This is a genomic window from Bacillus sp. FSL R7-0646 (genome assembly GCF_037969865.1).
In the GTDB taxonomy this organism is placed as follows: Bacteria; Bacillota; Bacilli; order Bacillales; family Bacillaceae; genus Bacillus; species Bacillus licheniformis.
The window spans coordinates 844,944-858,286 of sequence record NZ_CP150217.1 but is presented as its reverse complement, the minus strand read 5'-3'; the positions used below and the strand labels follow the sequence as shown (position 1 = coordinate 858,286).

General features: G+C 47.8%; 12 protein-coding genes. 6 read left to right on the top strand and 6 right to left on the bottom strand.

The features are described from left to right. Nucleotides 1-157: 157 nt before the first annotated feature. From MKY62_RS04225 to MKY62_RS04205, 5 genes are all read left to right on the top strand, one after another. The gene (locus tag MKY62_RS04225) at nucleotides 158-709 is read left to right on the top strand and encodes a DJ-1 family glyoxalase III (RefSeq protein ID WP_003179852.1); all 552 of its coding nucleotides are present in this window, start codon (nucleotides 158-160) and stop codon (nucleotides 707-709) included. Between the two features lie 270 nt (nucleotides 710-979). Beyond that, nucleotides 980-1,354 (top strand): DUF2294 domain-containing protein, encoded by a 375-nt coding sequence (locus MKY62_RS04220; RefSeq protein WP_003179850.1) that lies wholly within the window; start codon nucleotides 980-982, stop codon nucleotides 1,352-1,354. 175 nt (nucleotides 1,355-1,529) lie between these two features. After that, nucleotides 1,530-3,062 (top strand): NADH dehydrogenase subunit 5, encoded by a 1,533-nt coding sequence (locus tag MKY62_RS04215; RefSeq protein ID WP_003179847.1) that lies wholly within the window; start codon nucleotides 1,530-1,532, stop codon nucleotides 3,060-3,062. Continuing rightward, on the top strand, nucleotides 3,059-5,680 hold the full coding sequence (locus MKY62_RS04210) for a putative inorganic carbon transporter subunit DabA (protein WP_003179844.1): 2,622 nt from the start codon (nucleotides 3,059-3,061) through the stop codon (nucleotides 5,678-5,680). The genes MKY62_RS04215 and MKY62_RS04210 overlap by 4 nt, the downstream gene beginning before the upstream one ends. An 11-nt stretch (nucleotides 5,681-5,691) precedes the next feature. Next, nucleotides 5,692-6,198, top strand: a complete 507-nt coding sequence (locus MKY62_RS04205) for a carbonic anhydrase (RefSeq protein ID WP_003179842.1) — start codon at nucleotides 5,692-5,694, stop codon at nucleotides 6,196-6,198. Nucleotides 6,199-6,231: 33 nt separating this feature from the next. Here MKY62_RS04205 and MKY62_RS04200 read toward each other — a convergent pair whose 3' ends face one another. The 5 genes from MKY62_RS04200 to MKY62_RS04180 all read right to left on the bottom strand — a co-directional run bounded on the left by MKY62_RS04200 (nucleotide 6,232) and on the right by MKY62_RS04180 (nucleotide 11,904). Further along, on the bottom strand, nucleotides 6,232-7,074 hold the full coding sequence (locus MKY62_RS04200; RefSeq protein ID WP_003179841.1) for a PRD domain-containing protein: 843 nt from the start codon (nucleotides 7,072-7,074) through the stop codon (nucleotides 6,232-6,234). Nucleotides 7,075-7,116: 42 nt separating this feature from the next. Then, nucleotides 7,117-8,493, bottom strand: a complete 1,377-nt coding sequence (locus MKY62_RS04195) for a sucrose-specific PTS transporter subunit IIBC (RefSeq protein WP_003179839.1) — start codon at nucleotides 8,491-8,493, stop codon at nucleotides 7,117-7,119. Nucleotides 8,494-8,986: 493 nt separating this feature from the next. After that, a complete protein-coding gene (locus MKY62_RS04190; protein ID WP_003179838.1) occupies nucleotides 8,987-10,189 on the bottom strand; it encodes an MFS transporter in 1,203 nt (400 codons plus the stop codon). A 104-nt stretch (nucleotides 10,190-10,293) separates the two neighbouring features. Further along, a complete protein-coding gene (locus tag MKY62_RS04185; RefSeq protein WP_011197663.1) occupies nucleotides 10,294-10,614 on the bottom strand; it encodes a YckD family protein in 321 nt (106 codons plus the stop codon). 93 nt (nucleotides 10,615-10,707) lie between these two features. Further along, nucleotides 10,708-11,904, bottom strand: coding sequence for a macrolide family glycosyltransferase (locus tag MKY62_RS04180; RefSeq protein ID WP_003179833.1), 1,197 nt, complete (start codon nucleotides 11,902-11,904; stop codon nucleotides 10,708-10,710). Nucleotides 11,905-12,011: 107 nt separating this feature from the next. On the opposite strand from MKY62_RS04180, the gene MKY62_RS04175 reads away from it, so the two are divergent. Next, complete coding sequence (locus tag MKY62_RS04175; RefSeq protein ID WP_003179830.1) at nucleotides 12,012-12,587, top strand: TetR/AcrR family transcriptional regulator; 576 nt, start codon at nucleotides 12,012-12,014, stop codon at nucleotides 12,585-12,587. A gap of 29 nt (nucleotides 12,588-12,616) precedes the next feature. Here MKY62_RS04175 and MKY62_RS04170 read toward each other — a convergent pair whose 3' ends face one another. Beyond that, nucleotides 12,617-13,339 carry a hypothetical protein gene (locus MKY62_RS04170; protein ID WP_339613944.1) on the bottom strand — a complete coding sequence of 241 codons (723 nt, stop codon included), beginning with the start codon at nucleotides 13,337-13,339 and terminating at the stop codon, nucleotides 12,617-12,619. Between the last annotated feature and the right edge of the window lie 4 nt (nucleotides 13,340-13,343).

Here is a 13,343-nt window from a genome sequence, read left to right as displayed (position 1 = left end):
CCAGCTCTCCGAAGCGAACATAAGCCGCTTTTCAGGCGGACATCCTTTCAGAACAAGAGACAAAACGAGACAGGTGTCTCAATTTGTCTACTTCGTCAGTTGCGGAAATGTCGTTGCCGCGGTTAGAATGAACGGTAGAGACGAAGGAGGTTTTTTCATGAAGAAAGCGTATGTTTTTTTAATCGACGGATTCGAAGAAATTGAAGCGATAGCAACAATTGATGTTTTACGAAGGGCAGAAGTTGAGACCGTCACCGTCTCGCTTGATCCATCGCGCAGCGTGAAAGGCGGACATGACATTGTCGTCGAGGCAGACGTCATGTTTGACGATGCTGATTGGCAAGAAGCGGATATGCTGATTCTTCCGGGCGGAAATGTAGGCAGCAAAAAAATGCTGGAGCATCAAGCTCTGCATAAGACGCTGACAGAAGCGGCAAATGCAGGAAAATATGTTGCCGCCATTTGTGCGGCAACGATGACGCTCGGAAAAACGGGGCTTGTCAGCGGAAAAAAAGCGACCTGCTATCCGGGAGTTGAAGAACATTTAACAGGGGCGGATGTCACCGCACATGAAAACGTCGTCGTTGATGGAAATATCATTACTTCCAGAGGGCCGGCGACCACGATCCCGTTTGCCCTCAAGCTTGCCGAACTGCTGAACGGCAAGGAAAAAGCCGGTGCAGTCGCCAAGGGAATGCTCGTCTGCTAAGACGGCATTCCTCTTTTTTATCCAATAAAAGAACGGTATTGACATCATAAATCTTAAAAGATATGATATTTAAAAAGTAATTCCGTAAAATCAATAATCGTAATCTCATGCAAAAGAGCTTTAGCATTCGGCTATAATCCCATTATGGTCGCATGAAAAAGCAACCTTTACCATGCATGACATTAACATTTTGATAGGACGGTATATTTCATTTTCCCTATTCTCTTGTATAAGGAAAAGAAATATACCGTTTTTCAGGAGGATATAGCATTGGAAAAACAGAAAGTGACGAAGGGGTCTTTGGAGGCGGAGATAAGCAAAGCCTTAACCCAATGGGAAAAAGACTATTTGGGACGCGGATCCGTATCTGTTAAAACAGATATTATAAGAAATATGGTCATCGTTTCCCTGAACGGTATTTTGACGCCCGCCGAATACGAACTTTGCAGTACAAAAGAAGGCCTGCTGTCAATTAAAAGAACCCGCTCCGGTTTGGTGGAATCGGGTATAGAGCAGCTGAGCCGCATGATGAAGAAGCTGACCGGTGAAGAGACGATCAGCTTTCATACGGATATCAGCACGCACACAGGCGAACGGATTATGGTGTTTAAATTGGCAAACGACCTGCAAAAAAAATTGTCATAGAAAAACGGAAGATCTTTAAAGCATGAACATGAGTTAAAGATAAGCCGGTATCATTCAGAAAGATTGGCTGAAATAGGCCAGTCCTGAATATACCGGCTTTTTTTACGTTTTCAGAAAGGAAGGCAAGATATGAAACAGTATGTTCTATTCCATCATCCCGACGGAGGGATGCCGGATGTTTGATATGCTAGATTCTTTATTTTGGCTGAAAATATTTTTCGCGTCGCTTGCGCTTTGTATGTTCAGCGCACTGCTCGTCCTGAATCGAAAGGTTCCATTGGCATATGTACGGATTCATGCCAAAATCATCGCCCTGCCTCCGCTTGCCGCGCTGGCAGCATTGATAACGGCAAATCCCGGGCAGGCTGAAGCTTCTTGGCGCTTGGATTCGCTTGCTTGGCTGATCGCCTTGTTTGTCTTGACTATCGGCTTCATCGTCCAGCGCTACTCTGTCCGGTATTTATTCGGCGACCGCTCCTACCGTAAATTTTTTGTGCTGCTGACGCTTACGACAGGAGGAGCTTCATGCGCCTGGCTGAACGATGATCTTCGCTGGCTCCTTTTATGCTGGGGGATCACGCTGCTCGGCTTGACTGCGCTAATCGGCTTAAACAGCGCGTGGCAGGCGGCGAAAAATGCCGCTTTGTATGCGGGCCGGATCTTTGCGCTCAGCTGGCTGGCGATAGCAGCTGCCGCTCTTTGGCTGTCTCTTTCGACGGGACACTGGCGATTATCATCCGCCATAGCGGAAGAAAGCCTTGTACAGCTCAGCTCATGGGAGAAAACCGGGATCGGCCTCCTCGTCATTTTAACGGTGATGATTCCTGCGGCACAGTGGCCGTTTCATCGTTGGCTGCTCGATTCAGCAATCGCTCCGACTCCCGTTTCCGCAGTCATGCACGCCGGACTTGTAAATGTAGGCGGCGTCATGCTGACTCGTTTTGCACCGATGTTCAGCGGTGATGTACTGCAGCTTATTCTGCTTGTACCCGCCGTCCTTTCCGTCTTGCTCGGAACGGGCATGATGATCGTCCAAACGGACTACAAGCGGCAGCTCGCAGCTTCAACGGTCGCGCAGATGGGTTTTATGCTCGTCCAATGCGCATTAGGGGCCTATATTGCGGCTGTTATTCACCTCATTTTGCACGGCCTGTTCAAAGCCGCCCTTTTCCTGCAAGCCGGATCAGCGGTGCGCCGTTATGAATCGTTCGCATCTAAACCGGGCAGACCGGCTCTTTTTTGGAACATGATAGGCGGCGTCTTTGCTCTTGCTCTCGTCATCGGAATCTGGGCCTCAGCTGCGGACGATGGCTATCAATTGATCAGCGCCCTTGTTTTAGGCTGGGCACTGTTCATTGCTTGGAGGCAGCTTGTCACAGCCAATTACGGACGCGTCACACGAATTGCCGGACTTTTCATTTTAACAGGGGCTTCACTCGCGTTTGCCATCATTCATTCCGTTTTACACGGGCTCCTGAAGGATGCTGTTGTACAGGGGGCTGAGCCGCCTGCAATGGCGGCCGTTTTGACGGCAGTCGTTTTGTTAGCCGGCAGTGCGGCCGGCGCGTTGATCGTTCGGCAGCGCTTTGCATGGTCCGGCGCACTTTATTTACGTCTTGTGAAAACGGGTGAACCCCATTTCGAATCGGTCGAAGAACGGCCGAATTATCTTGACCAATATCTTACTCAGGGAGGTCGCCAATCATGAAAGCAGCACCCACATTGTCTAAACAATTGATATTCCAATATGAACATCAGACTGCGGACTTTAATATGGATGAGTTGGTTCAATCAGCAGCACGGGTCATCGCGCCGCTTTGGCCGATTGAAACCTTTGCCGCTCGTCATCCGTGGATGGGCCTTGAAGAACAAACATTTGAACAGACGGCCCGGCAGCTTAAACAGCAGCTTCATGTTGATATCTACCCAAAGTCCTCCATTTTCCGTTCCGCAAAACAACGGGGAGAAATCGTTGAGACGATTCTTGAAAAAAAGCTGATCAATTGGCTCGATTCACATCAGCCCGGCATGCAGAGGGAAACAGCGGAGGCATTTTGCAAAGCCGCCCTCAAGCTGGACGAAATACCTGGACAGCTCTTGAGATCCCGGCAAGTGAAAAAGCTTGCCAAACAAGCGGCCCGCGGGACAATCGATGGCCGAAAAACAAGCTTTATCAAACCGCTCAGCGTTTTTGCCGGACAGAAAAGTGCTCACCTCCTTGACCATCATGTGATTAAATGGTGCAAGCTGTTCCTTGATGAATCACAATCGGCATGGCGGCTTCCGCATCGTGAGAAAGGGTTTTACAGCGCATGGCGGCAGCTTGTTGAACATGATCCCGCTCTGTCGCGCGCAGAACGCCAACGCCTGAATGGATGGCCGGAAGAGCCGCGGGACGCTATGAAAAAAGCGCTCCGAGCGTTTGATATTTCCAATGCAGACGTTCAGGCATACCTTGAAGCTCATCTGCTTTCTCTGCCGGGATGGGCCGGGATGATGCTTTGGCGTTCTCAGCAATCGCAGGACGAAGAAGAACTGCTGCTCGAGTATTTGGCTGTCCGGCTTTCAATGGAATGGATGCTTATTGAGCCTTATTTACCGATGCCTAAGCCGAATCCTGAAAAAGAGATGCAGCTCGTTCCTTTGATTGCGTCCTGGCTGCATTGGGGCGGCCTTACGCCTGAAGAATGGCTCGAACTTTCCGCAGCAGAGCAAAAAGCGAGATTAACACTCGCCCGCCGCTTTGATGATATAACGCGCAGGCGTCTCTGGCTGGAAGCTTGGGAACAAACATACGCCGCTGAGGTAAGGAAGCTCATCACGGCAAACAAACCTGCCGCTGCTGACAAAAGCGAAACGGTGCTGGCCCAATTCGCATTTTGTATTGACGTCCGTTCAGAGCCGTTCCGCAGGGCATTGGAAAAGTCAGGCCCTTTTGAAACATATGGAACAGCGGGCTTTTTCAATATGGCAATCGAAACGTGCGAACTAGGCACTAAACACAGCCACAGCTCTCTGCCGGTCATCCTAAAACCGCAGCATCGAGTAGAAGAAACGGCCGAAGAATTACCCTTTAAGTCGTATCAAGAACATAAAAAAGCGGCAGCCTCACTGAGCTCCGCCTTTAAAACGATGAAACAGAATCTATTGGCGGGCATGCTGCTTCCCGAAGTGAGCGGGCCTTGGCTGAGCCTGCAAATGGCCGCGCGCAGCCTTGTCCCCCGCGCAGCCGGTCAAGCATTCAGAAATGCGCGGAAAACATGGCTGAAGAAGCCTCAGACAAAGCTCTCGCTTGATCGCATGGAAACATCTGAAGCCGGCATTCCAGTCGGATTTACGGAAGAAGAAAAAGCCGCTTATGCCAGACAGGCATTGAAGATGATGGGCATCACAGACCGGTTCGCTCCGCTGGTTGTCATTTGCGGGCACGGCAGCAGAAGCACGAATAACCCTTATGCCTCTGCACTGGACTGCGGCGCCTGCGGGGGCGCCTCAGGCGCTTTCAACGCACGCGTCCTAGCCGCTTTATGCAATCTTCCAAGCGTCAGACAGAGGCTTCGCTCCGACGGCATTTTTATTCCGGATGATACGGTATTCGCTGCCGCAGAGCACATTACAACTTTGGATGAACTGCACTGGCTCTATGTACCTGAGCTGCCGGCTAAAGCTCAACAAGCGTTTGACCGCATCAACTCTGTGCTTCCCGATGTGAGCCGTACTGTCGGAGCCGAACGCTTAGAAGAGCTGCCGCAGCTCGGCTATCAAAATCCGCGGAATGAAGTTGAGCGCTTCGCCGAAGATTGGAGCGAAATCCGTCCCGAATGGGGGCTGGCCCGAAATGCCTCATTCATCATCGGCACACGCCGGCTTACACGGGGGGCCGACCTTGAGGGAAGGGCTTTTCTGCACAGCTATGACTGGCGGAATGACGAGGACGGCTCCATCCTTAGCGGCATCATTTCAGGGCCTGGAACAGTGGCCCAATGGATCAATCTGCAGTATTACGCGTCAACCGTTGCACCGCATTATTATGGAAGCGGAAATAAAGCAACTCAAACCGTCACTGCCGGTCTCGGCGTTATGCAAGGAAATGCAAGCGATCTTTTGGCCGGTCTCCCATGGCAGTCCGTCATGCGGTCAGATGACGAAATCTATCATGCGCCTCTCAGGCTGCTGATCGTGATTGAAGCGCCGGATGATGATATCGAACGGCTCCTTGACCGCGATCACAGCTTCCGGCAAAAGGCGGAGAACGGATGGATTCATCTGGCATCTATTAATCCGGAGGGAAAATGGAAGAACTGGACAAACACGATAAATGAATGAGGTGAAATGTCATGGAAGAAAACAAAAAAATACTCATGATTATCGGAATGGAGAAACAGCTTGAACAGACCATCTGCCGGGCAGCAAATATTCAGCCGGAGGACGCCCTCGTTTTAAAAAGCGTCTTCCCTGATATTTCACAGCCCTACGGTGATTTCATGAGGGATATCATCACCCTTGTCCACCGGAACAAAGCGGAAGAAATCTGGATTGTCCGCGACAAATACGAACCATCGGCAGATGAAGATATTTCTGACCTTTTAAATAGAGACAAAGATTTAAAAGATAGAATGCAAACTTTAGAGTACCTTTTCCAAAACTGCAGTCCGGAATTTACGCAAGGCAGCATTGATGAATGGCTGTCACCGAGCGAAAACGTGGCCGAAGGTGTACAAAAAAGCGTCGCCGCCATCCGCAGGCACCCGTTAATCCCTTTGCACGTCAAAGTGAAAGGATTTCTAATCGATAAATCGGTTTTAACGGAAGTTGAAGCTTTAAACAAAAACGGAGCCCGTTAACAGGGCTCCGTTTTGTCTTAAACGCAGGCATCTTTACACGACAGCAGACCGCTGATAAAATCTCTGAATATGCATGGTAATGTAGCACAGCTCTTTTTCCGGAAATTCAAAGCCATACTCCCGCTTCACAAATGCCCCGATTTCTTCTGCGCACATAAACGCTTGTCCAAACTTCTTTTTAATGAGGCTGATCATCTCACCATCCATTTCGTAAAATGTCTCTCCCGACTCGATATGCTGAATGGCGAAACGGAGATGGTTGACAAGCCGCTCATACGAAATCGTCTCATCCTTTATTTTAATGTTGAGTTTGTTTTCGATGATCTCGATAATATCCTTGATCATCGTTGTGAGATCGAGCGTTTTTGTCATATCTCCCGCGTTTGTTTTGGCTGTGTGGATATGCAGCGCAATATTGGCGACTTCATCCTCGGGGATATCGATCTTCAGCTTTTCTTTAATGAGAGCCTTTGCCCAGCGGCCGATTTGAAATTCTTTCGTGTAGAGGACTTTGACTTCTTGAAGCAGCGGATTTTTAATGACCATTCCCTTGCTTAACCGTTCTATCGCGAAGGATAAATGATCTGAAAAGGCGACATGGATTCGCTCATTGATTTTGATCCCGAGCTCTTTTTCCGCATAAGAAATAATATCCTCCGCCACCTGAATATGATCTTCCGGCAATGTTTTTAAGATCTCCTCGAATTGGCGGTATTCTGATGAATCTTTCATCACGAATATTTTTTCAATTTTAGATCTGTCGACAATATCATTCTTCTTTTTTTGAAATGCGATTCCGGACCCTAATACGATCTTTTCCTCGCCGCGATCCTTTACGACGAGCGCATTGTTGTTTAAGATTTTTTTTACTTTCATAGCTGCCTTCCTTTCATCCTGTTTTAATGAATGAAAACGGAATTATTCTTTTTCATCTTTAAAGCCAAGACACAAAGTCGCAATGAATGCTGAAATCACCGCAATCGCAAAAGCGATTAAATAATGAATGAGATTGGCGGTGCCAAGAGGGAGAATAATTGAAATCATCGGGATGCCGGACAATCCGTAAGAATTTGCCGCCACGTGTGTGAAGACGGCGTATGCACCTCCGAGTGCGCCTCCGATCGATGCGCCGATAAACGGCCTGACGAGTTTCAGGTTGACGCCAAACATGACCGGTTCGACGATTCCCAAAAAGGCCGTGAGAGAAGCCGGAATCGCAATCTTTCTGATGCCGGCATTCTTTGTTTTCAAAAATACGGCGAGTCCCGCTCCTCCCTGCGCGACATTGGCCATCGACCATATTGGAAGCAGAAAATTGACCCCGTATTCGGGATCTGCGAGCAGCGACGCTTCAATCACATAAAAACTGTGGTGAAGGCCGCTCAAAACGAGTAAGGCGTAAAGCCCGCCAAATAAAAATCCGGCGCACGCCCCCGCAAAATGATAAACAAACCCGAGACAGTCGCTTATGAAATGGGCGATCATCAGTGAGAGCGGGCCCATGATAAACAGCGCGGCAAACCCGGAAGCCATGACTGTAATAAACGGGGCAACGATCAAATCTAAAGAACTGGGGACGATTCTTTTCAAGAATTTTTCGATTTTGCTCATCATGTAGACGGATAAGAGAATCGGAATGACTGTCCCCTGGTATCCGATCAAAGGGACTTCAAGGCCGAATACTTCGATGGATTCCGGCTTTTGGCTGCCGAGCATTGAAGGATCGAGCAAATCAGGATGGGTCAAAATACCGCCGATGACGGCGCCTAAAAATGGATTGGCTCCAAACTGTTTAGCCGCACTGAACCCGATCAGCACAGGCAAAATGACAAACGCTGAGCTTGAAAAAATGTCGAGCATTTTCATCAGCGGGCCGCCATAAGCGCCGAGGCTGAATTCTTTAAGCACACTAATGAGACCCATGAGCAATCCGCTCGCAACGATTGCAGGAATGATCGGCACAAAGATGTCTGACAGCCTTTTGGCAAATCGCGTCAATACGTTCATGTTCGGCCGCGCCTCCCGACGGGCTTCTTCAAAAGGAGCCGGATCGCTGTATTGGATCATTTCCTTATAAATTTTATTGACCACACCTGTACCGAAAATGATCTGGAACAAACCGTATCTGAAAAAAGTCCCCTGCACAGACTCCATCTTTTCAATAGCAGCTATATCGATTTTTTCTTCATCCCTGACATTGAAGCGCAGCCTTGTCGTACAATGGCTGATGCTGATGATATTCTCCGCGCCTCCAATGAGGGGCAAGAGTTCTCTTGCAATCTCTTTATGCTGCACCCGCACCTACCTCCTCCAATTTTTCTATCCTATCAAATCAACAGAAGACGATCAAAATGAAAAATGTGTCATTACGTCTAAAGCCCCCTGGCGAAAGAAACAAAAAAAGACCTAAAACATGCGAAAGCATCAGCCGATAGGCGCAAAAAAGCACACTAAGGGCTGCGGTTCCTTTAGCACATTTTAGGTCTTGCCTGCCTTACCAGTAACAATCCCGGCGATATTGGTTCTTAATATGATTCTATTCTCTTCGGCCATGGACATCAATAGTGCAAACCACCTATATATCCTGCATATATAAAAAAGAGAAGGCGCTACAAGCGCCTTCTCTACGTATTCAGGTGGCAATTGCGCGTTCCTTGCAGCCGGGCCGTTCTTCCCCCTTCTAAACCCATACTGTCAATCTCAATGTTTTCATAATGGCTTTCTTTTTCAATTCAATCAACTCTTTCCAAATTTTCGCGTCCGTCTATTATGACGCAGAATTCAGACATTAGGCAAGCTCTTTCTGCTTCGTCTCGGTCCCCAAAAAGATGATGGCTGCGACGGCCGCAACAACGGCGATGCAGAAGATGAAAAAGATCATTGAAATCTCTGTTCCCCGGGCGACGAGATAGCCGACAAGAAGCGGGCCCAGGATGCCGCCGATTCGGCCAAAGCCGGCTGCCATTCCTGCGCCGGTCCCCCTGATTGACGTCGGGTATTGTTCCGGGGTATAAGCGTAAAGCGCACCCCACGCACCAAGGTTGAAAAATGATAAAAACATGCCTGACACAAGCAAAAGCGCCAGCGATTCAGCCGATCCGAAGAAGTAGGCGCTGACAGCCGTCCCCAGCAAGTAGACGGTAAGCACCATTTTCCGACCGGCTTTTTCAATCAGCCATGCCGCGGAGAAATAGCCGGGCAGCTGAGCCAGCGTCATAATCAGGACGTACTCAAAGCTCTTGATCATGCTGAATCCTTTCATCACCATGACGCTCGGCAGCCAAAGAAACATGCCATAGTAGGAAAAGACGACGCAAAACCAGACGATCCACAGCATGGCCGTAGGCCGGGCATATTTGCGGGACCAGACGCTTTTCACATTTTCCATGATGGTCGGCTTCCTTTCCTGCGCAAGCTTCTCATATTTCGGAGAATCCGGCAGGGCAATCCGCAAATATAAGGCGTAAAAAGCCGGTATCGCAGTTATCAATAAAGCAATCTGCCAGCCGTAGGCCGGAATAATAAAATACGAAATGAGCGCTGCAGCCAGCCAGCCGAATGCCCAGAAACTTTCGAGCAGGACGACGACTCTTCCCCTCCGATCAGGCGCAACGGTTTCAGATACGAGCGTAGATGCGACTGGAAGCTCTCCCCCGAGCCCCATTCCGACGAAAAAGCGCAGCACTAAAAATGCCCACAATGTCGTCGTTAAAGCGGACAACCCGCTGCCGATCGAGAAAAACAGCAGCGTAATAATAAAAACATATTTTCTTCCGACGCGGTCAGCCAAAAGGCCAAAGACAAATGCCCCGACAGCCATGCCGATTGAGTTGACGCTGCCGATCCAGCTCATTTCCTGCGGCGTCAACTTCCATTCCGCGTGCAAAGCGGCGATAATAAACGATAATATACCAACGTCCATGGCATCAAAAAGCCAGCCGAGGCCTGCGATGCCAAGCAGTCTGCGCTCTGAAACAGGACGGTTCTTCATACTCACAACACCTCTTTTACTCTCTTAGCAGTTTACATGAGTATTAGTTTACACCTGTCTTTACACTTTTGTCACGAAGAAAATGAGGCGCCGTCTTTTTCAGTTTAATGAATGTGATGCGGGCGAAACTTTTCTTTATGGTGCTTCCACTTTGGCAAAAATCCGTCTTCCCGCTCTTTTTCATAGCGCTTTTCAATATGAGACTTGATTTCCTTTCCCCTTTCCTGATCAAGTATTCCGTACTCCACATACTTATTGATCAGCTGTTTTTTCTTTTCCATAATGTCCTTTTGCAAAGAAGCCAGTTCATTTTTCTGCTTGTCCGTCAACTCTTGATAAACGCGTGTTTCCCCGTAGGCAGAGGGCATGACAGCCGTACATGACAGCGGAATGACGAGAAGCAGGCAAACGCACAGTTTGCGCATCATGCAACATCCTTTCTGATCTATGATTCATTCTATTTTTTTCTTTTTTGCGGTGTTTATGCATAAAAAAAGCCGCTTAGTAGCGGCTTTCTGTTATGGCTGCAGCGACTTTTTCCGCGCCGTATATTCATCAATACGCGCCAATGCATCTTTAATGTCCATGCAGTTGCTGAAGCTTTCATCAATTTTTTGAATACCTTCCTGATATTTTCCGTCAGTGAGCACTTGTTCTGCTGCATCTCTCAATCTTTCAGCATTCACTTCTTCTGCAAACAGAGGATATCCCGCATTCAGCTCTTTCAAGCGCTGGGCGATCATCGGCTGATCTTTATCATGCGGAAGCACGACCATCGGGACACGGTAATGGATGCCTTCATTGACGCTGTTCATGCCGCCGTGCGTGATGAACACATCGGCCTCTTTAAGCACCTCTAATTGCGGCACATACGGGGCGATGATAAAATGCTCCGGCACTTCTTTAATTTCCGCGTAGTCCGATTTTTCGCCAGCGGCGATGACAACCTTGCCGTCGAAATCACGGAAAGCATCAATGCACATATTGAAAAAATCCGCAGTTTTGCCAAGTACGGTTCCCATTGAAATATAAATGACTTTCTCATTCTTCAACGATTCTACCGGAAAATCGGTCTTGTCCAGGCGCTTTGGAAAACGCGGGCCGATAAACAGCACATCATCCCCAAAACGGCCGCTGTCAGGCTGAAAATACCGGCTTGTATACACAACGGTCAGCTCCGCCTGATTGCTCATAAACTGTCCTGTATGCCTAGGCGAGACGCCGTACTTTTCTTTCAGTTCCGTAAGCAGGTCCTCACATTCTTTGTCCAAGTGCAGCTCCGCGCCTGAATCCGGATGCAACGGCAGAATCTTCATATGTTCTTGTCCGAAGAGAAATGAAGCCGACGAAGCGATTCCCGGAATGTTCAAATAATCCCTGACCAATTCACCCGCACCGAATGTGTCATAATACACGACATCGAACGAAATGCTTTTGGACAGCTCTTTTACAATGTCTAGAATATACAGCGAGGTTTTGAGATGAATTTTTAAAAATTCAAGAAGGCCGGACGGTGAATTCGGATCAATATGCGCGTTTCTCACCAGATCTTTGTATAAATGAACGGTAGCTCCGACGCCCTCCAGCCTGTCTTTATACTTTTCTGTTGAAAGATAGTGCACATTGTCGCCTCTGTCAGCAAATGCTTTGGTGATCCCTAATGTAGGATTGACATGACCTTCCGCCGGAAAATTGACGATTAAAATATTTTTCATGATCATAACTCCTTTTTATCCTTTTTGAAACAGGTTGACATCAATTGAGCGCCTGATTAGACTGATGTTAGTTACTACTAACTATCATAAAATGGGGGTAAACACCTTTGCAAGAGACGAACGAACGGATCATATCTGCTGCTTTAGACTTAATGCAAAAATACGGATTCAAGTCGGTGACAATAAAGGATATCGCGCTTCATTCAGGCGTCAGCGAGATGACGGTCTACCGCCACTTCAAAACTAAGCTTGGACTTTTGGAAGCGGCCGTTCAACAATTTTCTTATATACCAGCCTTTCAGCGCGTATTTGAAAACGATATCACTTGGAACCTGGAGAAAGACTTAACATTGATTGCAGAATCGTATTTGCTTCATATGGAAAAAAACAAGCCGCTCTACCTTATCGCTGTTCAAGACGGCGGAAGGATGACTGATCTTTTCGGTTCTCTGTTAAAGCATATGGAGGAGCTCCTTTGTTATTTAACAGACTACTTTCGGACGATGCAGGACAAAAACCTGATGAAAAAGGGAGATGCAGATTCACAGGCCTTCGCTTTTCTGTCATCTTTATACGGATACTTCTCGTCTGGCGCATTGGCTGGCGGCCGTTTTCAAAAAGTCGCTAAAGACACTTATATTAAACAGATAACCGCCGCCTTCTGCGGCGGCTTGCATGTATGATATCATCCTTCAAACTGAAGGATGGATCGTTAATCATTTAGCTCTTCAACATCCTTCAGCTTGATTTCCGTATTTTTTTCAAAGGAGGTGCTGTATTTAAGACAGCCGATCTCCTCGTCTTTAATATCTTCCCCATCAAAAATGTTGGCATTAATCGTCACGCTTTCGTAGTCGTACCCTTCTTCATTCAACAGGCGCTGAATCTTTTGCGCCGTATTGTATACTTCTTTTCGGCCGGCATTTTCGGCATCAAGTAAAATATGAATCTGCATCGGCTTGTCTAAGCGGATGCTTTTCTCCCATTTTGCGTCATTTTTCAGCTTTCCTTTTAATACTTCCACATGCACGTCAACGTCTTTCAGTTGGTCTATGCTTTTTGATAAAAGCGCTTTGATTTCTTTTCCTGCTTCTTCTCCAAGCCGCTCCATCAGCGGTTCATTGACGTTCTCTTCATAGATTCCGTCCGTGTATACTTCAGGTTGAACAAACCCTCTCAAAGTAAGCAGATAGGGATCTTTGCGCTTTGGATCACCGGTGTCAGTGACTTCAAATACATATTCCGTGAACTTGAAATTATAGATGCCGCTGTCGATCCGCAAGTCTTTTTCAGGATAGCGGTCAGTCAAATAATGCTCAAGCGCCGTTTGAGACAGCTTCTTGCTTACGGGATTTCCGTTGAAGGCGTTGTAAGCGGCAAGCACAAAGGAAACGAGCAGCACAATCAACACGCTATACAAGACTTTCTTTTTCATCATA

What these genes read in the sequence shown, in the direction of transcription:
- MKY62_RS04210 (WP_003179844.1), top strand. Translation starts at nt 3,059, where the DNA reads ATGAAAGCAGCACCCACATTGTCTAAACAATTGATATTCCAATATGAA.
- MKY62_RS04205 (WP_003179842.1), top strand. Translation starts at nt 5,692, where the DNA reads ATGGAAGAAAACAAAAAAATACTCATGATTATCGGAATGGAGAAACAG.
- MKY62_RS04200 (WP_003179841.1), bottom strand. Translation starts at nt 7,074, where the DNA reads ATGAAAGTAAAAAAAATCTTAAACAACAATGCGCTCGTCGTAAAGGAT.
- MKY62_RS04190 (WP_003179838.1), bottom strand. Translation starts at nt 10,189, where the DNA reads ATGAAGAACCGTCCTGTTTCAGAGCGCAGACTGCTTGGCATCGCAGGC.
- MKY62_RS04180 (WP_003179833.1), bottom strand. Translation starts at nt 11,904, where the DNA reads ATGAAAAATATTTTAATCGTCAATTTTCCGGCGGAAGGTCATGTCAAT.
- MKY62_RS04225 (WP_003179852.1), top strand. Translation starts at nt 158, where the DNA reads ATGAAGAAAGCGTATGTTTTTTTAATCGACGGATTCGAAGAAATTGAA.
- MKY62_RS04215 (WP_003179847.1), top strand. Translation starts at nt 1,530, where the DNA reads ATGTTTGATATGCTAGATTCTTTATTTTGGCTGAAAATATTTTTCGCG.
- MKY62_RS04170 (WP_339613944.1), bottom strand. Translation starts at nt 13,339, where the DNA reads ATGAAAAAGAAAGTCTTGTATAGCGTGTTGATTGTGCTGCTCGTTTCC.
- MKY62_RS04185 (WP_011197663.1), bottom strand. Translation starts at nt 10,614, where the DNA reads ATGCGCAAACTGTGCGTTTGCCTGCTTCTCGTCATTCCGCTGTCATGT.